Here is a 20,473-nt window from a genome sequence, read left to right as displayed (position 1 = left end):
GGCCTGCATGGTGTGGCTCAGTCGGTCTCGCGGCGGAACACCAGACCCCGCGCGTCCTGCACCACGCCTTCGGGCAGTGCGTCGGGCGTCCCCTCGTCGTCCTGCGCGTGCGTGGTCCGCTGCACGGGCGAAGGCGCGGCGCTGCCCTCGGCGCGGAACTTGGTGATCTGTTTCCAGGTGCGGCTGAGCTGGTCGGCGAAGATCAGCACCAGGTCGCCCGGCCGGCCCATGCGCAGCGCGGCGTCCACCGCCTGCTGTTCGTCGGGGATCAGTTCGATGGCCTCGGCGTCCACGCCCGCCGCGCGCAGGGCGCGGGCCAGGCGCTGCGGCACCTCGTCGTCGCCGCGTCCGCGCAACGCGTCGTCGCGGCGCAGGATGTAGTGGTCGAACTGGCCAGCCACCGCGCGGGCGACGGCATCGATGTCGGTATCGCGGCGATCGCCCGGCGCGCTCAGCACCACGATGCGCCGGCCGTCCACGTCCATGCGCCGCGCCAGGTCGGTCATGGTCGCCGCGGCGTGCGCGTTGTGCGCGTAGTCCATCAGCACCTTGAAGGGATGTTCCTCGAACAGGTTGAGCCTTCCTGGCGACTGGAAGAAGGTGGTGTCGAAGGTGCGCAGGCCCTGGCGGATCGCCTCGAGCCTGAGCCCCAGCGCGAAGGCCATCGCCGCGGCGAACATCGCGTTGGACACGTTGTGCGTGGCGCGGCCCTCCAGCGTGGCCGGGATCAGATGCGTCCACAGCAACGGCAGATGCGCGCCCTTGTCGTAGAGCGTGATCATCTGGCCGTTGACGCCGTCCTCCAGCGCGCAGGCGCGGCCGCCGGCGCGGATATGCGCACGCACCAGCGCATGGGCAGGATTGGTGGTGACGTAGCAGACGTTGCGCGCCTGCGTGTAGGCGGACATGCGCAGCACCAGCGCGTCGTCGGCGTTGAGCACCGCGCAGTCGCGCGCCACCTCCACCACGATGCGCTTGACCCGCGCCAGCTGCGCCAGCGTGTCCACGCCCCGCGCGCCCAGGTGATCGGCGGCGACGTTGAGCACCGCGCCCACGTCCACCTCCGGCACGCCCAGCCCAGCGCGCAGCAGGCCGCCGCGCGCGGTCTCGAGCAGGGCGATGTCGATCTGCGGATCGCCCAGCACCATGCGCGCGGCGAGCGGGCCGGTCATGTCGCCCTCGACGGTGCGCTGGCCGTCGATATACACCCCGTCGGTGCTGGTCATGCCCGGCACGTGGCCGGCCATCTTGGCGATGTGCGCCAGCATGCGCACGGTGGTGGTCTTGCCGTTGGTGCCGGTCAGCGCCGCGATCGGCACGCGCGACGGCGTGCCGGGCGGGAACAGCATGTCCAGCACCGGCCCGGCCGCATCGCGCGGGCGGCCCTCGCTCGGCGCCACGTGCATGCGCAGGCCGGGCGCGGCGTTGACCTCGCAGATCGCCCCGCCCACCTCGCGATGGCTGCGCGCGATGTCCGGGCTGATGAAGTCCACGCCGGCCACGTCCAGGCCGATCGCGCGCACCGCGCGCACGGCCATGTCGCGGTTGTCGGGGTGGATCAGGTCGGTGACGTCGGTGGCGGTGCCGCCGGTGGACAGGTTGGCGGTGGCGCGCAGGTACACCACCTCGCCGGCCGCCGGCACGCTGAAGTGGCCGTAGCCGACGCGTTCGAGCATGGCGTCGGCCTGCTCGTCCAGCTCCAGGTGGGTCAGCACCTTCTCGTGGCCGATGCCGCGGCGCGGATCGGCATTGACCCGGTCGACCAGCTCGGCGATGTCGGCCATGCCATCGCCGACCACATGCCCGGGCGTGCGCCGCGTGGCGGCGATCAGCGCGCCGTCCACCACCAGCAGGCGATGGTCGTCGCCGGCGATGTAGGTCTCCACGATCACCGAGCGCGCGTGTTCGCGCGCGGCCTCGAAGCCGGCGGCGATCTCCTCCGGCGTGGACAGGTCGATGCTGATGCCGCGGCCGTGGTTGCCGTTGTAGGGCTTGGTGACGACCGGGCCGCCCAGCGCGCGCGCGGCGCGCACCGCGCCTTCCAGCGTGGTGACCAGTCGTTGCTGCGGCACCGGCAGGCCCAGTCCGGCCAGCAGATGGTTGGTGGCCTCCTTGTCGCTGGCCAGCTCGACCGCCAGATGCGGCGTGCGCCCGGTCAGCGTGGCCTGGATGCGCTGCTGATAGCGGCCGTGGCCGAACTGGATCAGTGAATGGGTGTCCAGCCTCAGCCACGGAATCCCGCGCGCCTGCGCCGCGGCGACCAGCGCGGCGGTGGACGGGCCCAGTGCGCGCCGCTGCGCGTAGAGGATGTAGTCGACCCTGGCCGTGTCCCAGCTCCAGCCATCGTCCGGTGCCGCGTCGCCGCGCAGGGGCGCGGGCAGCAGCGAGGTGAGCAGGCGCAGGGCCAGTTCGCCGGCGGCCAAGCCTTCCTCGCGCTGGGTGTAGGCGTAGACCACCCGGTCCAGGCCCGGCGGCGCATCCTCGCCGAGCAGGGTGGCGCCGAAGCGCACGTCCTCGCCGGCCATGGCCTGCACCGCCAGCGCCATGTGCTGCAGGACCTCGCTCAGCGGCAGGCCATCGCCCGCGCGTAGGTGCTGGGCGAAGTCGCCGTGCGTGGCCAGGCCGGGCAGGGCGGCCAGCAGCGCCTCGGCGAAGTCCGGCCCCAGCCGGCCGCTGAGCCATTCGCGCAGATCGCCCGGGTCCAGGTCCAGCCGGATCACCGGCTCGTGCGCGTAGATCGAGGGGCCCAGATAGACCGCGCGTTCGACGATGCGCAGGGACCGGCTCATGTCGGCTCCCGCGCCAGCGTGCCGGGCGAGGCCGTGCGCGTGGCCAGGTTGTAGGTGGCCCCGGCCAGCAGCAGATGCATCTTCAGGCCGAGCATGCACACCGGGTCGCGCTCGCTGGCCTCGGCCATGGACGAGAACTCCAGCTCGCCCGCATCGACCACCGTGACCGCGCCGGAGCCTTCCACTTCCAGCGTGTTGTCCGGGCCGATGAAGGCGGCGGTGTCCTCGTCCAGGCCGATGCCGATGGCGAAGGGGTTGTAGGCCAGCGCCGCCAGCAGCCGGCCCAATCGGTCGCGCTGGCGGAAGTGCTGGTCGATCACGAAGCGGTTGGTCAGCCCCAGGCCGGGCGCCAGGCGCACCGAATCGGCCTGCGGCGCCGCGCCCTCGCGGCCGAAGGCGATCATGTGCTCGGACAGGATCGCCGCACCGGCGCTGGTGCCGCCGACCGGGATCCCGGCGGCGTTGCGCGCGCGGATCAGCTGCGCGGCCGGCGTGCCGCCCAGCAGCGTGGACAGCCGCAGCTGGTTGCCGCCGGTGAAGAAGATCGCGCTGGCCTGCTCGATCCGCGCCAGCCGCGCGCGATCCTGGCCGTCGCGGCGGGTGCCGAAGTCCAGCACCTCCACCTGGCGCGCGCCGAGTTCGTCGAACAGTTGCTCGTAGCGCGGCCCGGCCTCACGCGACTGGCTGGCCGTGGGGATCACCGCGATCCGCGCCGCCTTGCCCCCGGCCAGCGCCACGAAGCGGCGCAGGATGCGCGCATCGCGCCCCTTGTCCTCGGCCCCGCCGATCGGCACCAGCCAGCCCCGCGCCGCGCCTTCGGCCACCTTGCTCGGACACATGACGCCGCCGCTCCTCGCCCGTTCAAACAGGCCTGGCAACGTAGCACGCGGGGTGTGGGCGGGCTGTCCGCGGGGTGACTGGCGTCCGCAGCGTCGAGCGCTTGTCTGTGTGCCTAAGTGGGCAGCCGGGCCGGGGCGTTCGATACAGGACAAAGGCCCGGTCATGGCCACGGATGCGCCCTGAACTGCGATCCACGCGCAGACCGGTCGTACGGTATACTTCCGTACAAGTACAGGAGCCCTGTCATGAGCGTCTCACTCGCCCGTCTGGATCTGCGTCTCGCAACGCACGACAAGGAACGCATCGCCCGCGCCGCCGCGCTGCGCGGCATGCCGGTGTCATCCTTCGTGCGCGACGCCGTGCTGCGCGAGGCCGATGCCGCCATCGCGGCCGACGCGGTCGTGACCCTGTCCAGGACCGAATCGCGTCACTTCCTGGAGGCGCTCGACGCACCGCTGCGCCCCAACGCACGCCTGAAGAAGGCGATGGACGCCGCGGCGCGCGTGGCCAAGCGCTGATCCGTGGCGCTGGCCTTCGCAGTCCTGGACGGCAGGCGGCACGACCGCGACGGCTTCAGCTGCGGCGTGGCGGCGCTGGACGACTATCTGCGCCAGCGCGCGGGGCAGCACCAGCGCGACGGCATCGCCACCACCCATGTCCTGATCGACGATGCCGCCCCCGCGCGGTTGCTCGGCTACTGCGCGCTGTCGGCCGCGCAGCTGCATCTGACCGAGCTGAAGCCGGCCGATCGCAAGCGTCTGCCCGCCTATCCGGTGCCGGCGATCCGCCTGGGCCGGCTGGCGGTGGCGCAGGCCGAGCAAGGGCGTGGCCACGGCCAGCTGCTGCTGGGCCATGCGGTCAATCTCGCCCTCTCGGTGCGCTCCACGCTGGGCGTGCGCGTGATGGTCGTCGATGCCAAGGACGCGCGCGCCGCGGCGTTCTACGAGGGCTTCGGCTTTCGCCGCACGGCCTCGGCGGCCATGACGCTGTACCTGCCGCTGTGACCCGCGGCCCGCAGCCCGCGTCCAGCCGGTACAATCGCTCCCCGCGCATGGCCCCGTAGCTCAGCTGGATAGAGCGTCCCCCTCCTAAGGGGAAGGTCGCCCGTTCGAATCGGGCCGGGGTCACCATCGCGCAGCCAGGCGTGGCGAAAATTTCACCAGCGCCGTGCCGGCCTTCGAAGTTGCGCGTGAAACCATGAGATGCCTTGTTTCACAGCGCTTGACAGGCTTGCGGTGCATGCGGTTCATTAGCCGCCCATGACGCACCTGCCCACCCCTGCCGTGACCGCCAGCGCACCCTGCGCGGGCTTCGTCGCGGGCGCGGCGGGCATCGGCACGATTACCACCACCACGATCACCCGGACCCGGGTGCTGGTGGCCGTGCAAGCGTAGGTTCTTCGCAAACACCGCCCCGCACCCGGATCAGGATGCGGGAGCCCCACATCCTGATGCGCGCGAGGCCTTCTCCCCACCCGAGGTCTCCATGTCGTCGCCCGCTGCATCCGCCCAACCGCTGAAAACCGTCGCCCACAAGTTCGGCGGCACCTCCGTGGCCGATGCCACGCGCTACCGCCACGTGGCCGACCTGCTGCTGGCGCGCGATGAGGATGAGCAGGTCACCGTGGTCTCGGCGATGAAGGGCGTGACCGATGCGCTGATCGACCTGGCCGGGCGCGCGGCCGGCAACCTGGCCGACTGGCGCGAGCGCTGGCACGAGCTGCGTGCGCGCCATCGCGGCGCGGCCGTCGCGCTGCTGGGCGAGGATTCCGGGGCGACGGTGGAATGGCTGGACGGGCAGTTCGACACGCTGGCCGAGGTGCTGCAGGCGCTGTCGGTGATCGGCGAGCTGCCGCGCGAGGTGCTCGAGCGCGTGCAGGGCCTGGGCGAGGTATATTCGGCGCGGCTGCTGGGCGACCACCTGCGCAGCCGCGGCCAGGACTGCGCGGTGCTCGATGCGCGCGATGTGCTGGTGGTCGATCGCGGCGAGCTGGGCGTGGACGTGGACTGGGAGACCAGCGCCCAGCGCCTGGCGCAATGGCGTGCCAGCCACCCGGCCCGGCGCGTGGTGGTGACCGGCTTCGTCGCGCGCGATCGCGCCAATCGCATCACCACGCTGGGCCGCAACGGCAGCGACTACTCCGGGGCGATCTTCGCCGCGCTGTTCAACGCCGCCGAGCTGCATATCTGGACCGACGTGGACGGCGTGCTCTCGGCCGATCCGCGCGTGGTGCCCGAGGCGGTGCAGCTGGAATCGCTCAGCTACGACGAGGCCTGCGAACTGGCCTACTTCGGCGCCAAGGTCGTGCATCCGCAGACCATGTCGCCGGCGATCGAGCGCGGCCTGCCGATCATCATCCGCAACACCTTCCAGCCCGAGCATCCGGGCACGCGCATCACCGCGCGCAAGGACGCGGCCGGCCCGGTCAAGGGCCTGACGCTCTCGCCCGACCTGGCGGTGGTCAACCTGGAAGGCACCGGCCTGATCGGCGTGCCGGGCACGGCCGAGCGCGTGTTCTCGGCGCTGCGTGCCGAACGCGTGTCGGTGGTGATGATCTCGCAGGGCTCCTCGGAGCATTCGATCTGCTGTGTGGTCAAGGCGGTCGATGCCGCGCGTGCGCGCACCGCGCTGCTGACCGCCTTCGCCCACGAGCTGGCGATCGGCCAGATCCAGCGCGTGCAGCTCACCGACGGGGTCAGCGTGCTGGCCGCGGTGGGCGACGGCATGGCCGGCCTGCCGGGCGTGGCGGCGCGGTTGTTCGAATCGCTGGGCCGCGCGCGGGTCAACATCCTGGCCATCGCCCAGGGCTCGTCGGAGCGCAACATCTCGGTGGCCATCGCCAGCAGCGATGCGACCAAGGCGCTGCGCGCTGCGCATGCCGGCTTCTGGCTCTCGCCGCAGACCTTCGCGGTCGGCGTGATCGGGCCGGGCCATGTCGGCGGCGCGCTGCTGGATCAGCTGCGCGCGGCGCAGCCGCAGCTGCTGGGCAAGGCCAATGTCGACCTGCGCCTGCGCGCGATCGCCTCCTCGCACCGCATGCTGCTGGCCGAACGCAGCATCGAGGACGACTGGCGCGGCGTCTTCGCCCAGGCGCGCGAGCCGCTGGACCTGGACCGCTTCACCGAGCACCTGCTGGCCTCGCACCTGCCGCATACGGTGATCGTGGACTGCTCGGCCAGCCCGGCCGTGGCCGATCGTTACGCCGGCTGGCTGGCCGCGGGCATCCACGTGGTCACGCCGAACAAGCAGGCCGGCTCGGGCTCGCTGCAGCGCTTCGAGGCCATCGCCGAGGCCGCCGCCGCCAGCGGAGCGCGCTTCCGCTACGAGGCCACCGTCGGCGCCGGCCTGCCGGTGATCACCACGCTGCGCGACCTGGTGGACACCGGCGATGCGGTGACCAGCATCGAAGGCATCTTCTCCGGCACGCTGGCCTGGCTGTTCAACCGCTTCGACGGCAGCGTGCCGTTCTCCGAACTGGTGCGGCAGGCGCGGGCGATGGGCTATACCGAGCCGGATCCGCGCGACGACCTGTCCGGCACCGATGTCGGCCGCAAGCTGGTGATCCTGGCGCGCGAGGCCGGCCGTGCGCTGTCGCTGGAGGACGTGCGCATCGAGAGCCTGGTGCCGCAGGCGCTGCGCCAGGCCAGCGTGGAGGACTTCATGGCGCGCCTGGACGAGGTGGACGCCGATTTCGCCCAGCGCCTGGCCGCGGCGAAGGCGGCCGGCAAGGTGCTGCGCTACGTCGCGCGCCTGGACCAGGACGGCGCCAGCGTCGGCCTGGTCGAACTGCCCGCCGACCATGCCTTCGCCAACCTGCGCCAGACCGACAACGTCGTGCAGTTCACCACGCGTCGCTACTGCGACAACCCGCTGATCGTGCAGGGCCCCGGCGCCGGCCCGGAAGTGACCGCGGCCGGCGTGTTCGCCGATGTGCTGCGCGTGGCGGCCGGGCAGGGGGCGCGCCTGTGAGGCGGGAGGCACGCGCGTTCTCGCCGGCCTCGGTCGGCAATGTCGGGGTCGGCTTCGACATCCTGGGGCATGTGATCGAAGGCCCGGGCGATACGGTCACCGTGCGCCGCATCGAGGAGCCTGTGCTGCGGATCGCCGCCATCCGCGGCACCACGCTCGACCTGCCGCTGGAGGCGCCCGCCAATACGGCGGGCGCGGCCTTGATCGCGATGCGCGACGCGCTGGAGCTGCCGTTCGGCTTCGAGGTGGAGATCGACAAGGGCATCGCGCTGGGTTCGGGCATGGGCGGTTCGGCCGCCTCCTGCGTGGCGGCGGTGGTCGCGGCCAATGCCTTGCTCGACGAACCGCTGAGCCCGCAGGCGCTGTACCCGTTCACCCTGGTCGGCGAGGCGGTGGCCAGCGGCGGCCGGCATGGCGACAACCTGGGGCCGATGCTGCTGGGCGGGCTGGTGCTGGCCACGGCCGAGCACCTGGCCAGCGTGCCGGTGCCGCAGGGCTGGCACAGCCTGCTGGTGCATCCCGACGCGGTGCTGGAGACACGCCGCGCGCGCGCCGCGCTGGCCGGCGCCTACGAGCTGAAGGATTTCGTCCACCAGAGCGCCAATCTCGCGCTGGTCCTGGCCGGCTGCTATCAAGGCGATGCCACCCTGGTGCGCGCCGGCCTGGCCGATGTGCTGGTCGAGCCGCGGCGCGCGCCGCTGATCGGCGGCTTCGACGCGGCCAAGGCGGCGATGCTGGCCGGCGGGGCGATGGGGGCGAGCATCTCCGGTGCCGGGCCGAGCATCTTCGGCTGGTTCGAGACGCGTGCCGAGGCGCAGGCCGCGGCGCCGGCGGTGCAGGCGGCGTTCGAGCAGGCCGGCTTCACCTCGCAGGCCTGGGTCTCGCGCATCGCCGCGCCTGGGGCGCGCGTGCTCTGACCTTCTTGGCACTCGGAGACTCATCCTCTTGCCTGTGGGAGCGGCCATGGCGGCGATGAGGCTTTACCGGTAGAGCCCATCGCCGCCATGGCGGCTCCCACACAGAAACAACCGCATCCATCGCCAATCCTCCGCTTTTCGGAAAACCTCACCCATGCACTTCGTCTCCACCCGCAACGCCTCGCCCGCCGCTTCGCTGAGCGCGGCCATCGCCGCCGGCCTGGCGCCCGATGGCGGCCTGTACGTGCCCCAGGCCCTGCCGCCGGTGCGCGCGCTGGCCGCCGGCGAGTCGCTGGCCGGCACCGCCGCCACGCTGCTGCAGCCGTTGTTCGAGGGCGACGGCCTGGAGGGCGCCTTGCCGGACATCTGCAAGGCGGCCTTCGACTTCCCCGCGCCCCTGTTGCCGCTGGCCACGCCGAACGACCATGTGCTGGAGCTGTTCCATGGCCCGACCGCGGCATTCAAGGACTTCGGCGCGCGCTTCCTGGCGCAGTGCCTGACCCGCCTGCGCGGCGCGCAGGAGCCGCCGCTGACCATCCTGGTGGCGACCTCCGGCGATACCGGCGCGGCGGTGGCCGCCGCCTTCCATCGCCAGCCCAATCTGCGCGTGATCGTGCTGTACCCGGACGGGCGCGTCTCGCCGCGCCAGGCGCATCAGCTGGGCTGCTTCGGCGACAACATCACCGCCCTGCGCGTGGCCGGTTCGTTTGACGACTGCCAGGCGCTGGTCAAGCGCGCCTTGAACGACGCGCAGCTGCAGGCGCGCGCGCCGCTGAGTTCGGCCAATTCGATCAGCCTGGGGCGCCTGCTGCCGCAGATGAGCTACTACGCCCACGCCGCGCTCGGCCACCACGCCCGCAGCGGCAACACGCTGAACTTCGTCATCCCCACCGGCAACCTGGGCAATGCGATGGCCGCGATCCTGGCGCGGGCGATGGGCGTGCCGATCGGCCGCATCGTGCTGGCGACCAACGCCAATCACGTGCTGCCGGACTATTTCGACGGCGGCGAGTACGCGCCACAGCCCAGTGTGGCGACCATCGCCAACGCCATGGACGTGGGCGCGCCGAGCAACTTCGAGCGCCTGCGCTGGCTGTATCGCGGCGACGACGCGGCGCTGCGCGCGGCCTTCGCCTCCGCCAGCGTGGACGACGACGCGATCCGGCTGGTGATCGCGCGCCGCTATCGGCACTTCGGCGAGGTGTTCTGCCCGCATACGGCCACGGCGGTGAAGGTGCTCGAGGACCTGCGCAACCAGGGCGAGGGCGGCGACTGGGCGGTGGCCGCCACGGCACACCCGGCCAAGTTCGAGAGCGTGGTCGAGCCGCTGGTGGGCCCGGTTGGGGTGCCCCCGGCCCTGGCCGACCTGCTGCTGCGCCCGGCCCACGCCGAGCCGATCGGGCCCGATTACCAGGCCCTGGTCGGCCACGTCCTGGCCGGCGCCTGAGCCGGTGGTGAAAGCCGGCGGCATGCGCCGCCCGGCCGGCGACGGGCGCTGACTTATCATCGGCGGCGGTGCGTGGCGTCCACGCGTTGTCCGTGTCGTGATCGTGTCCTTCCATTCCGTTTCGCGTGCCGCCCGGCGGCTGTGGCTGCTGAGTGCGCTGCTGGTCCTGGCCGCCGGCCAGGCGCTGGCGCAGGGACCGGCCGCGCCGGCGCCCAGCGTCGATGAGGCCTTGCAGCAGATCGACGATGCGCTGAGCACGCTGCAGGACCAGTCCAAGGACGAGCAGGTCCCCGAGAACCTGCACGCCCTGGGCCTGCAGGTGGCCGACGCCCAGCGCCAGGCCGATGCCCAGGCCCTGGCCCTGCAGCCGCAGCTGGACGAGATCGACGAGCGCCTCAAGCAGCTGGGCGATCTGGCCCCGGGCACGCGCGAGGCCAGCGACATCGCCGCCGAGCGCAAGCAGCTGCAGGCCAGCCACGACCGCCTGGACGGGGCGATCAAGCGCGCCAAGCTGCTCTCGGTCGAGGCCCAGCAGCTGGGCGATGCCATCGAGAAGGCGCGCGCGCGCCAGCTAAGCGAGCAGCTGTTCGCCCGCGTCGCCTCGCCGCTCTCGCCGACCCTGTGGCGGCAGATGGCCCAGGCCTGGCCCGATGACCTGCAGCGCCTGCGCGCGGTCGGACAGGACCTCACGCAGGCGCTCCAACAGGGCGTGGCCACCCATGGCACCGCGCCGCTGGCCACCGGCATCGCGATCGCGCTGCTGATCCTGCTGCCCGGCGCACTGGCGCTGCGCTGGGTCGGCCAGCGCTATGTGATCCAACGCACGCCGGGCGGGCGCCTGCGGCGCTCGGCGCTGGCGGTCTGGACGCTGGTGCTGGGCACGGCGCTGCCGACGATCGCGGCCTGGGTGCTGATCGATACCCTGCGCGCGATCCAGGCCATCCCCGAGGACCTGGACGGCCTGGCCGACGCGGTGGTCCGGGTGACCTTCTTCTCCGCTTTCGTCGGCGCCACGAGCGCGGCGCTGCTGCTGCCGCGCCAGCCGTCGTGGCGCCTGCTGCCATTCGACGACGACACGGCGGTCAAGCTGGGCCGCTATGCCTGGCTGACCTCGGTGGCGGTGTGGCTGAGCGGCATGCTGACCGCGCTCAACCGCGTGGCGCGCACCAACCCGGTGACCGGGGTGGGCGTGGATGGGGTGATCGCGCTGGTGTTCGTGGCGCTGGTGATCGCCATGCTGGTAAGCCTGCTGCGCATCCACCGCGGGCCGGTCGAGGCCGCGGCCGAAGGCGGCGAGGCCGCCGCGCCGGCCGTGCCGCAGCGCCGCTCCGGCGTGGTGGTGCTGGTCTCGCTGCTGGCGCAGCTGGTGGTCGCCGCGGCCCTGGTCGGCGCGCTGCTGGGCTATGTCAACTTCGCCCGCGCCGCGACCCAGCAGATCATCTGGGCCGTGGTGGTCTGCGGCGCGGGCGGGCTGCTGATGATGTTCGCCGACGACCTGTCGCAGTGGCTGTTCAAGCCCGACAGCCGCTTCGGCAAGGCCGCCAGCGTGGGTCTGGGGCTGCGCTCCAGCCACATGGAGCAGGCCGCCGTGCTGACCGCGGCGGTGGCGCGACTGTGGCTGGTCCTGATGGTGATCGGCGCGCTGCTGGTGCCTTACGGAGCCAATTTCACCAGCATCACCGACTGGATCGTGCAGGCGCGCAAGGCCTGGTCCGCCAGCGGCCTGCCGCTGCAGCCCTGGGATGTGCTGCGCGCGGTGCTGGTGGCGCTGATCGGCTTGGCCCTGGTCAAGGCCGCGCACCGCTGGCTGGTGCGCACCTACCTGCCGAGCACCGAGCTGGAGCTGAGCACGCGCGCCTCGGTGGCCGCGGTGATGCGCTACCTGGGCATCACCCTGGTCGCCCTGTGCGTGCTGGTGACCCTGGGCCTGGACATGACCAAGCTGGCGATCGTGGCCAGTGCGCTGTCGGTGGGCATCGGCTTCGGCCTGCAGGCGATCACCCAGAACTTCATCTCCGGGCTGATCCTGATGGCCGAGCGTCCGGTGAAGATCGGCGACTGGGTGCGCATCGGCGATGCCGAGGGCGACGTGCGCCGCATCAACGTGCGCTCCACCGAGATCCAGGTGTCCGACCGTTCCACGCTGATCGTGCCCAACTCGGACCTGATCACCAAGACCATCCGCAACATGACCATGGCCGGTCCGCTGGGCCGCGTGCAGCTGCAGTTCTCGGTGCCGCTGGGGACCGACGTGGGAGCGGTGCGCACGCTGCTGATGGACCTGTACGCCGCGCACGAGAACGTGCTGGCCGAGCCGGCGCCGTCGGTGTTCATCGACTCGATCGCCGGCGGCATGATCGCCATCAACAGCTTCGCCTATGTGTCCAGCCCGCGCGCGACCTATGGCACGCGCAGCGACCTGTTCTTCCAGCTGCTCCAGGCCCTGGCCGACGCGCAGATCGCGCTGGTCACGCCGCAGGATGTGCGGATCGTCGATGCGGCGCCGCCGGCGACCGGTCAGGAGCACGCGCCGGGCTGAGCCACGGACTGGATGCCCTGGGGTCGATCAGGCAACAGGTAGTGGGGAGCAAGAAGCGGGCGGTAAGAGGGCAATGGGCAACGCTGCAGCCTGCGTGAAAAAACTTCTACCGTCGTTCCCGCGAAAGCGGGAACCCAGTGCCTTGGTTTCTCCGCGCGAAAGTCGCTGGGCTCCCGCTTTCGCGGGAGCGACGGGACTGTTATCCGTCCTGGGTCAACCCACCCGTGCGCGCAACCACCGCACACCGGCGGTGTAGGCTGCCGCCACACAGGAGTCCGCCATGCACCCGATCCTCGCGCAGCTGCCGCCCGCGCAGCGCCAGGCGCTCGAACAGGCCTATGCCACGCCGCCGCGCGCCTATCACGCCATCGACCATGTGCAGGAGGTGCTGCGCCAGGTCGACGCGGTCGCGCAGGGGCCGGGCTGGCGCCAGCCGCGCGAGGTGCAGTGGGCCGCGCTATACCACGACGCGATCTATGTGGCCGGCCGCGGCGACAACGAGGCGCGTTCGGCGCAGCTGGCGCAGGCCCATCTCGCGCAATGGCCGCAGCCGGGCGTGGACGCGGCCCGCGTGGTCGAGCTGATCGAACTCACCGCGCGCCATGGCGCCCTCTCGCCCGGCGATGTGGATGCCGAGGCGGCGCTGTTCCTGGACTGCGACATGGCGATCCTGGGCGCGGCGCCAGAGGTCTTCGACGCCTACGACCGCGGCATCGCCAGCGAATACGCGGGCGTGGTGCCGGGCTTCATCTTCCGTCGCAAGCGCAAGCAGTTCCTCAAGGACCTGCTGCAGCGCGAGCGCATTTATCTCAGCGATTTCTTCCACGCGCGCCTGGACGCGGCCGCGCGCGCGAACCTGCGGCGCGCGACGTGCTGAGTCAGGCCTCGCCACGACACTTGGCGCCCGCGCTCAGCTCCTCCTCTTGCGCAGCAGGGGGAGGCCGGGAGGGGGTTGGATCAGTCCGCGGCGCGCTTTGGTTGGCCGCGCCTAACCACATCAACATCATCATCTGCGAGCGTTCATCGGCGCAGCCCGCGCCACTGCAGGCTTTGCTGCACCGCACACGCGATCTGTCATGTTCACGACCGGTCCGCGTCACCGGACTTGAACACTTGGCTGCGCATCATGCGCCCACGTTCCGCGACCGCCGGGGTTGAAGCAAGACTTCCTTCCGGCCCTCGCGGACGACCAATACGGTCGTCAGTCCCCGACGCGACGACCTTTCGCCCAGGCTGCCGCGCCCACGCCGGCGCGGTGGCCCGAGGCGAAACACGCGGTGAGCAGATAGCCACCGGTCGGGGCTTCCCAGTCCAGCATCTCGCCGGCGCAGAACGTGCCCGGCACCGCCTGCAGCATCGCCTGCGCGTCCAGCGCCTCCAGGCGCACGCCGCCGGCGCTGCTGATGACCTCGGCCACCGGGCGCGGGCGCAGCAGCGTCAGCGGCAGGCGGTGGACCGCCTGCGCCAATGCGGTGGCGTCCTGCCGGGCGGCACCGGCCACCGTCTCGAACACCAGCGCGGCCTTGGCTCCTTCGATGCCCACGGTGCGGCGCAGGTGTTCGCCCACCGAGCGGCCCTTGCGCGGCCGCGACAGCTCGGCGATCAGGCGCGGCAGGTCGCGGCCCGGCGCCAGATCGAGTTCGAGCGTGGCCTGGCCCTCGCGCGCGATCGCCTCGCGCAGGGCCGGGGCGATGGCATAGATCAGGCTGCCTTCGATGCCGGTCTCGGTGAGCACGCATTCGCCCTGCAGCGCGTGCGCCGCGCCGTCCGCGTCGCGCCAGTGCGCCACCACCGGCTTGAGCGGCGCGCCGGCGTGCGGGCGCATGTGCGCGCTGAAGGCGATGTCGAAGCCGCAGTTGGCGGGTTTGAGCGGCACCACGTCCACGCCGCGCGCGGCCAGCCACGGCTGCCAGGCGCCGTCCGAGCCCAGCTGCGGCCAGCTCGCCCCGCCCAGGGCCAGCACCGTCGCATCGGCCGCTACCCGCAGCGGGCCCTGCGGCGTGTCGAAGCGCAGCGCCCCGTCCGCCTCCCAGCCGGTCCAGCGATGCTGGACGTGGAAGCGCACGCCCTGGTCCTTGAGCCGGCGCACCCAGGCGCGCAGCAGCGGCGCGGCCTTCATGTCGCTGGGGAACACGCGCCCGGAACTGCCGACGAAGGTCTCCACGCCCAGTCCGCGCGCCCAGGCGCGCAGCGCATCGGCATCGAAGTCGTCCAGCCAGGCGCCGACCTGCGCGGCGCGTTCGAAATAGCGGGCGTCGAACTGCGGGCGCGGCTCGGAATGGGTGAGGTTCATGCCGCCCTTGCCGGCGATCAGGAACTTGCGCCCGACCGAGCCCTTGGCCTCGTAGACCGCCACTTCCAGGCCTGCCTCCCGCGCGGTCTGGGCGGCCATCAGGCCGGCCGGGCCGCCGCCGATCACGGCCAGGGTGGGAGCAGGGGAGCGAGCTTGGGACATCGCGCCATTATGAAGGGCCGCGCGCATGACCGATGGCAGGCCACGTTGTCGCGCGCGGCGGCTATCGTGCGAGGCTGTCTCTTTCCAACCGGGGAACTTCGATGCGCGTGATGCCGACCCTTGCGGGGGCGCTGTTGACTGCTGGCCTGCTGGGCGCCGCCTCTTCCGGGCAGGCGCTGTCCGTCGAGCCGCCGCCGGCGCAGCTGGTGGACTTCGACGCCTATGTCGACAAGACGCGCGAGACCTTCGATGTGCCCGGCATCGCGGTGGCCATCGTCAAGGACGGGCGGGTGGTGCTCGAGCGCGGCTACGGCCTGCGCGAGCTGGGCAAGCCGGAGAAGGTGGACGCCAGGACGCTGTTCGCGATCGCCTCCAACACCAAGGCCTTCACCTCCGCCTCCATCGCCATGCTCGCCGACGAGGGCAAGCTGAGCCTGGACGATCGCGTCATCGACCACCTGCCGTGGTTCCGCATGTCCGATCCCATGGTCACCCACGAGCTGCGCGTCCGCGACCTGCTGGCCCATCGCAGCGGCCTGTCGCTGGGCGCCGGCGACCTGCTGTACTGGCCGACGACCACCTACACCAACCAGGAGGTCGCGCAGCGGCTCAAGGACGTGCCGATCAAGGGCGGGTTCCGCTACCAGTACGCCTACGACAACATCCTGTTCGGCGTGGCCCAGCTGGTGATCGAGCAGGCCTCGGGCATGCCGTACAAGCAGTTCCTGCAGCAGCGCTTCTTCAAGCCGCTGGGCATGGACGACACGGTCTACAACAGCGACGACCTCAAGCCCGGCGACGATGTGGCCACCGGTCATTCCAAGGAGGATTTCACCCGGCTGGTGCCCGCGCCGCGCATGACCTGGTCCAACGTCGGCGGCGCCGGCGGGATCTATTCCAGCGTGCACGACCTGTCCAAGTGGGTGATCGCCCAGCTCAACGGCGGGGTGATCTCCGGGGAAGGCGAAAGCGCCAAGCGCCTGTTCAGCGCCAAGCGCCAGGCCGACATGTGGACCATGCTCACGCCCATCCCGGTGTCCGAGCCCTCGGTGCCGGAGCTGGCCGCGGTCAAGCCCAACTACTTCGGCTATGGCGAGGGCTGGATGCTCTCGGACTATCGCGGCCGCAAGCTGGTCTGGCACACGGGCGGCTGGCCGGGCATGGTCTCGCGCATCACCCTGGTCCCGCAGGAGAAGCTGGGCGTGATCGTCCTGACCAATCAGGAGGTCGGCGCCGCCTTCAACGCGGTCACCCTGCGCGCGCTGGACGCCTACCTGGACGCGCCGAAGACCGACTGGAACGCCGCCTACGCCAAGGCCGTGGCCAAGTCGCACGGCGATGCCGACGAGAGCTGGGCCAAGCACCAGGCCGCGCGCGACGCCAGCTCCAAGCCCTCGCTGCCGCTGGCCCGCTACGCGCAGACCTATCGCGATGCCTGGTATGGCGACATCGTGATCGCGCAGGAGAACGGCAAGCTGGTGATCCGCTTCACCAAGACGCCGCAGCTGGTCGGCGAGCTCAGCCACTGGCAGCACGACACCTTCGTGGTGCGCTGGCGCGAGCGCTGGCTCAACGCCGATGCCTTCCTCACCTTCCAGCTGGATGCCGACGGCCAGATCACCAGCGCCGGCATGGAGCCGATCTCGCCGCTGACCGACTTCAGCTTCGACTTCCAGGATCTGGCGCTGAAGCCGGTGAAGGCGACGAAGGCGCAATAGGCCTTACGTGGGAGCAACAGGGCCTCAGATCGAGTCGCAGCCTCTGTGTAGAGCGGAGCTTGCTCCGCTGCCTTTCGGACGGATCGTCGGGAAGCCACAGCGGAGCAAGCTCCGCTCTACAGGTGGGATCCGCCATAGGCCGATAAGGCCGCAGTGGCGGCCGCCACGAAAAGCACGCGCTTACGAGGCTTTTCATGTGGGAGCCGCCATGGCGGCGATGAGGCTTTACCGGGAAAGCTCCAGCGCCGCCATGGCGGCTCCCACCGAGCGCTGGATGCCTACGGCGCCTTGACGTCCAGCAGCTCCACGTCGAACACCAGCGAGGCGCCCGGCGGGATGACGCCGCCGGCGCCCTCGTCGCCATAGCCCAGCGCGGCAGGAATCATCAGCGTGCGCTTGCCGCCGACCTTCATCCCCGCCACGCCCTGGTCCCAGCCCTTGATGACTTGGCCGCCGCCGAGCGGGAAGGTGAAGGGCGTGCCGCGATCGATGGAACTGTCGAACTTCGGCCCGTGCTTGTCCGGCTTGGTGTCGTCGTAGATCCAGCCGGTGTAGTGCACGCTGACGTTGTCGCCCGGCTTGGCCAGTGCGCCCTGGCCGACGCTGATCTCATGCACCTGCAGCGTGTCCACGCCGCCGTGCAGTTCGATCGGCTGGCGCGGCGGCGTGCAGGCGGCCAGCGCCAGGGTCAGGGCCAGAGGAATCCATCGGCGCATCGTGCGCTCCTGTAGAGGTGGCAAGGCGCGCCAAGGTAGCAGCCCGCTATCCTGTGCGCATGGCCAAGCTCCTGCTCAACCTGCGCAAAGTACCCGACGACGAAGCCGGCGAGGTGCGCGCATGGCTCACGCGCGCGGGCATCGCTTTTTACGAGACCGAGCCCAGCAGCTGGGGCATCAGCCATGGCGGCATCTGGCTGAAGGACGAGGCGGACCTGCCGCGCGCCAAGGCCTTGATGGCCGAGTACCAGGCCGAGCGTGGCGAACGGGCCCGGGCGGCGCGCCAGCAGGCGCAGCAGGACGGCACCGCCGACACCTTCGCCCGCCAGCTGTGCGCGCGGCCGCTGTACGTGGCCGGGATGCTGCTGGCAATCGTCGCGATCCTGGCGCTGACCCTGGCACTGCCGTGGTGGCTGCTGCGCTGAGCCCCCGTAAAATGGCCGGCATGATCCTCAACATCGCCGCCTATCACTTCGTCGCCATCGACGACCCGCAGGCCCTGGCCGATGCGCTGCTGGCGCGCGCGCAGGCCGCCGACCTGCGCGGCACGCTGCTGGTCGCGCCGGAGGGGCTGAATGTGTTCCTGGCGGGGCAGGCGCCGGCGGTACGCGACTTCGTCCAGGCGCTGCGCGCCGAGCCGGGCCTGGCGCAGATCGTCATCAAGGAGAGCTGGAGCGATGCGGTGCCCTTCGCCCGGCTCAAGGCCAAGGTCAAGCCGGAGATCATCACCTTCCGTCATCCCGGCAGCGAGCCGCTGGGCCGCGACCGCGCCCCGGCGGTGACGCCGCAGACGCTGGCGCGCTGGCTGGACCAGGGCCACGACGACGCGGGCAAGCCGGTGCGGCTGCTTGATACCCGCAACGAAGAGGAGGTCGGCCACGGCACCTTCGCCGGCGCGCTGACCCTGCCGATCACCGACTTCACCCAGCTGCCCGAGGCGCTGGCGCCGCACCGCGCGGCGCTGGCCGACGCGACGGTGGTGAGCTTCTGCACGGGCGGGGTGCGCTGCGAGAAGGCCGCGCTGTGGATGCACGACACCGGCATGGCCAACGTGCTGCAGCTGGAGGGCGGCATCCTGGGTTACTTCGAGCAGGTCGGTGGGCGGCATTACGACGGCGCCTGCTTCGTGTTCGACGACCGCCTGGCGCTGACGCCGGACCTGCGCCCGGTCGCGGCCGGCTAGGCCTAGTTGGCCGGCGCGCGCAGCACCCGGTCGCGGCCGTCGCGCTTGGCCTGCAGTAGGGCGTGGTCGGCGCGGCGCATGGTGTCCTCCAGCCGGTCGGTGGTGCGCACCTGGCTGAGGCCGGCGCTGAAGGTGATGCTGCGGCCGAACTCGATCCGCCGCACCGCCTCGCACAGGTCCTGGATCTGGCGCACGGCCTGCATCTCGGGCAGGCCCGGCATCAGCAGGACGAATTCCTCGCCGCCCAGTCGGCCGACGATGTCCTGGCGGCGCGCGTAGCGGCGCATCGCGTCGGCCACCAGCGCCAGCGCGCGGTCGCCGGCGTCGTGGCCCAGCTCGTCGTTGATGCGCTTGAAGTGATCCAGGTCCAGGTAGGCCAGGGTCATGGGCCGACGCGCATCGCGGGTCAGGGTGAACACCACCCGCGCGGCGCGGAACCAGCCCTCGCGGTTGAGCAGGCCGGTCAGCATGTCCATGTCCACGCGCAGCTCCAGCTTGCTGCGCAGTTCGAACAGCTCCAGGGCGATGTCCAGACGCCGCCGGCGCAGCATCAGGCCCGCGCCGATGCCCAGCACGAGCAGGGCCAGGTCGGGGAGCCAGCTCGCCAGCGAGGCGTGCACCAGCACCAGCATCGCCAGCGACGGCAGCAGCAGCGCCGCGCCCATGCCGATCGCATCGCGCAGGCGCAGGCTCAGCGGCAGGGCGTGCATGGCCATCAGCAGCAGGACCACATGGGCCAGGCCCAGGCCGTGGGGGTCGAGGGTGACGCTGTAAGCCAGCGCGCCGCTGGCGATCAGCACGCCCAGCACCGCCAGGCTGCCGGCCGTGTCCGAGCGCAGCCCGCGCATCCGTACGACCCAGCCGATGATCAGGACCGCCACCGCGGTGGCGCCGCGCACGGCCATCAGCCGCCAGGCGTCGGGTTGTCCGGTCAGCAGGTCGCGCATGCCGCTGATGACGAACACCAGCGGCGTCGCCACGAACAGCACTTCGACATAGCGCCCGGATTCGCGCTGCTGCTGCTCGATGAGCGCGCTGCGCTGCTCCGGAGCCAGGTCATCGACCCGACCGTTGAACCAACCCATCCGTGACCAGCCCCCTGATTCCAGGGTGACACGATACTCAAATTGACGACGACGCGATGCAGCGGGGTCCGAGGCTATCCTGACCGATTGCCCGCCCTGGAAGCCTCCCGTTCATGATCACCGTCCATCACCTCAACAATTCCCGCTCCCAGCGCGTGCTGTGGCTGCTGGAGGAACTGGGCCTGGACTACACCGTGGTCCGCTATCAGCGCGATCCGCGCACGATGCTGGCGCCGCCGGAACTGCGCAGGATCCACCCGCTGGGCAAGTCGCCGCTGATCGAGGACGAGGGCCGGCTGCTGGCCGAATCCGGGGCGATCATCGAATACCTGGTCGAGCGCTACGACGTGGCCCGCGCCTTCGCGCCGACCCCGGGCACCGATGCCCACCTGCGCTATCGCTACTGGCTGCACTATGCCGAAGGCTCGCTGATGCCGCCGCTGCTGATCACCCTGGTGCTGAGCCGGATCCGCAGCGCGCCGATGCCGTTCTTCGCCAAGCCCATCGCCCGCGGCATCGCCGACAAGGCGATGGCCGGCTTCGCACGCCCGCAGATCAAGCTGCACCTGGACTATCTGGAGCAGGAGCTGGGCCGCCACGCCTGGTTCGCCGGCGAGGATTTCAGCGCCGCCGACGTGCAGATGAGCTTCCCGCTGGAGGCCGCGCAGGCGCGCTACGGCTTCGAGGGCCATCCGCTGCTGGCGGGCTTCATCCAGCGCATCCACGCCCGGCCTGCCTACCAGCGCGCGCTGGCCCAGGGCGGGCCGTACGACCTGCTGAGCTGAATACAGCATCGCACCGGCAGGGCTGGAAGC

General features: G+C 71.3%; 17 protein-coding genes and 1 tRNA gene. 13 read left to right on the top strand and 5 right to left on the bottom strand.

Features of this window, described 5'->3' with window-relative positions; translation table 11 throughout:
- Nucleotides 1-17: 17 nt before the first annotated feature.
- Together cphA and WFQ05_RS19165 are read right to left on the bottom strand one after the other, a co-directional pair.
- The gene (cphA, locus tag WFQ05_RS19170; RefSeq protein ID WP_337054951.1) at nucleotides 18-2,789 is read right to left on the bottom strand and encodes a cyanophycin synthetase; all 2,772 of its coding nucleotides are present in this window, start codon (nucleotides 2,787-2,789) and stop codon (nucleotides 18-20) included.
- On the bottom strand, nucleotides 2,786-3,628 hold the full coding sequence (locus tag WFQ05_RS19165) for a cyanophycinase (protein WP_130524845.1): 843 nt from the start codon (nucleotides 3,626-3,628) through the stop codon (nucleotides 2,786-2,788). Before WFQ05_RS19165 ends, cphA begins: the two co-directional genes overlap by 4 nt.
- Nucleotides 3,629-3,874: 246 nt before the next feature.
- Here WFQ05_RS19165 and WFQ05_RS19160 point away from each other — a divergent pair, with 246 nt between their 5' ends.
- The 9 genes from WFQ05_RS19160 to WFQ05_RS19120 all read left to right on the top strand — a co-directional run bounded on the left by WFQ05_RS19160 (nucleotide 3,875) and on the right by WFQ05_RS19120 (nucleotide 13,378).
- Entirely contained in the window at nucleotides 3,875-4,147 is a 273-nt protein-coding gene (locus WFQ05_RS19160) for a DUF1778 domain-containing protein (protein ID WP_337054950.1), read from the top strand.
- Nucleotides 4,148-4,150: 3 nt separating this feature from the next.
- Complete coding sequence (locus WFQ05_RS19155; RefSeq protein WP_337054949.1) at nucleotides 4,151-4,633, top strand: GNAT family N-acetyltransferase; 483 nt, start codon at nucleotides 4,151-4,153, stop codon at nucleotides 4,631-4,633.
- 49 nt (nucleotides 4,634-4,682) lie between these two features.
- Nucleotides 4,683-4,759: transfer RNA gene (locus WFQ05_RS19150), tRNA-Arg, on the top strand.
- Between the two features lie 129 nt (nucleotides 4,760-4,888).
- Nucleotides 4,889-5,023 carry a hypothetical protein gene (locus tag WFQ05_RS19145; protein ID WP_268961177.1) on the top strand — a complete coding sequence of 45 codons (135 nt, stop codon included), beginning with the start codon at nucleotides 4,889-4,891 and terminating at the stop codon, nucleotides 5,021-5,023.
- 91 nt (nucleotides 5,024-5,114) lie between these two features.
- Nucleotides 5,115-7,598, top strand: coding sequence for a bifunctional aspartate kinase/homoserine dehydrogenase I (gene thrA / locus WFQ05_RS19140; protein WP_337054948.1), 2,484 nt, complete (start codon nucleotides 5,115-5,117; stop codon nucleotides 7,596-7,598).
- The gene (locus tag WFQ05_RS19135; RefSeq protein ID WP_337054947.1) at nucleotides 7,595-8,515 is read left to right on the top strand and encodes a homoserine kinase; all 921 of its coding nucleotides are present in this window, start codon (nucleotides 7,595-7,597) and stop codon (nucleotides 8,513-8,515) included. Before thrA ends, WFQ05_RS19135 begins: the two co-directional genes overlap by 4 nt.
- 154 nt (nucleotides 8,516-8,669) lie before the next feature.
- A complete protein-coding gene (thrC, locus tag WFQ05_RS19130) occupies nucleotides 8,670-9,962 on the top strand; it encodes a threonine synthase (protein WP_337054946.1) in 1,293 nt (430 codons plus the stop codon).
- Between the two features lie 103 nt (nucleotides 9,963-10,065).
- Nucleotides 10,066-12,501, top strand: coding sequence for a DUF3772 domain-containing protein (locus tag WFQ05_RS19125; RefSeq protein ID WP_337054945.1), 2,436 nt, complete (start codon nucleotides 10,066-10,068; stop codon nucleotides 12,499-12,501).
- A 280-nt stretch (nucleotides 12,502-12,781) separates the two neighbouring features.
- On the top strand, nucleotides 12,782-13,378 hold the full coding sequence (locus WFQ05_RS19120) for a hypothetical protein (RefSeq protein ID WP_337054944.1): 597 nt from the start codon (nucleotides 12,782-12,784) through the stop codon (nucleotides 13,376-13,378).
- Nucleotides 13,379-13,702: 324 nt separating this feature from the next.
- Here WFQ05_RS19120 and WFQ05_RS19115 read toward each other — a convergent pair whose 3' ends face one another.
- A complete protein-coding gene (locus WFQ05_RS19115) occupies nucleotides 13,703-14,956 on the bottom strand; it encodes a TIGR03862 family flavoprotein (RefSeq protein WP_337054942.1) in 1,254 nt (417 codons plus the stop codon).
- A gap of 110 nt (nucleotides 14,957-15,066) precedes the next feature.
- Between WFQ05_RS19115 and WFQ05_RS19110 the strand changes: the two genes are divergently transcribed.
- Nucleotides 15,067-16,674: a serine hydrolase gene (locus tag WFQ05_RS19110; RefSeq protein WP_337054941.1), complete on the top strand. Its 1,608-nt coding sequence runs from the start codon at nucleotides 15,067-15,069 to the stop codon at nucleotides 16,672-16,674.
- Nucleotides 16,675-16,952: 278 nt separating this feature from the next.
- On the opposite strand, the gene WFQ05_RS19105 is transcribed toward WFQ05_RS19110, so the two are convergent.
- Entirely contained in the window at nucleotides 16,953-17,390 is a 438-nt protein-coding gene (locus WFQ05_RS19105; protein WP_337054938.1) for an FKBP-type peptidyl-prolyl cis-trans isomerase, read from the bottom strand.
- Nucleotides 17,391-17,449: 59 nt separating this feature from the next.
- Between WFQ05_RS19105 and WFQ05_RS19100 the strand changes: the two genes are divergently transcribed.
- Nucleotides 17,450-17,815 (top strand): DUF6164 family protein, encoded by a 366-nt coding sequence (locus tag WFQ05_RS19100; RefSeq protein ID WP_337054937.1) that lies wholly within the window; start codon nucleotides 17,450-17,452, stop codon nucleotides 17,813-17,815.
- Between the two features lie 20 nt (nucleotides 17,816-17,835).
- Nucleotides 17,836-18,573 (top strand): sulfurtransferase, encoded by a 738-nt coding sequence (locus WFQ05_RS19095; RefSeq protein ID WP_337054936.1) that lies wholly within the window; start codon nucleotides 17,836-17,838, stop codon nucleotides 18,571-18,573.
- A gap of 2 nt (nucleotides 18,574-18,575) precedes the next feature.
- On the opposite strand, the gene WFQ05_RS19090 is transcribed toward WFQ05_RS19095, so the two are convergent.
- Nucleotides 18,576-19,658 carry a GGDEF domain-containing protein gene (locus WFQ05_RS19090; protein WP_130554018.1) on the bottom strand — a complete coding sequence of 361 codons (1,083 nt, stop codon included), beginning with the start codon at nucleotides 19,656-19,658 and terminating at the stop codon, nucleotides 18,576-18,578.
- 113 nt (nucleotides 19,659-19,771) lie between these two features.
- Between WFQ05_RS19090 and WFQ05_RS19085 the strand changes: the two genes are divergently transcribed.
- Entirely contained in the window at nucleotides 19,772-20,443 is a 672-nt protein-coding gene (locus tag WFQ05_RS19085; protein WP_130524837.1) for a glutathione S-transferase, read from the top strand.
- Nucleotides 20,444-20,473 lie beyond the last annotated feature (30 nt).

This window comes from Pseudoxanthomonas sp. USHLN014 (assembly GCF_037153335.1).
Lineage (GTDB): Bacteria > Pseudomonadota > Gammaproteobacteria > Xanthomonadales > Xanthomonadaceae > Pseudoxanthomonas_A > Pseudoxanthomonas_A winnipegensis.
Note: the sequence above shows the minus strand (reverse complement) of the source record. Positions and strands in the feature narration are given on the sequence as shown.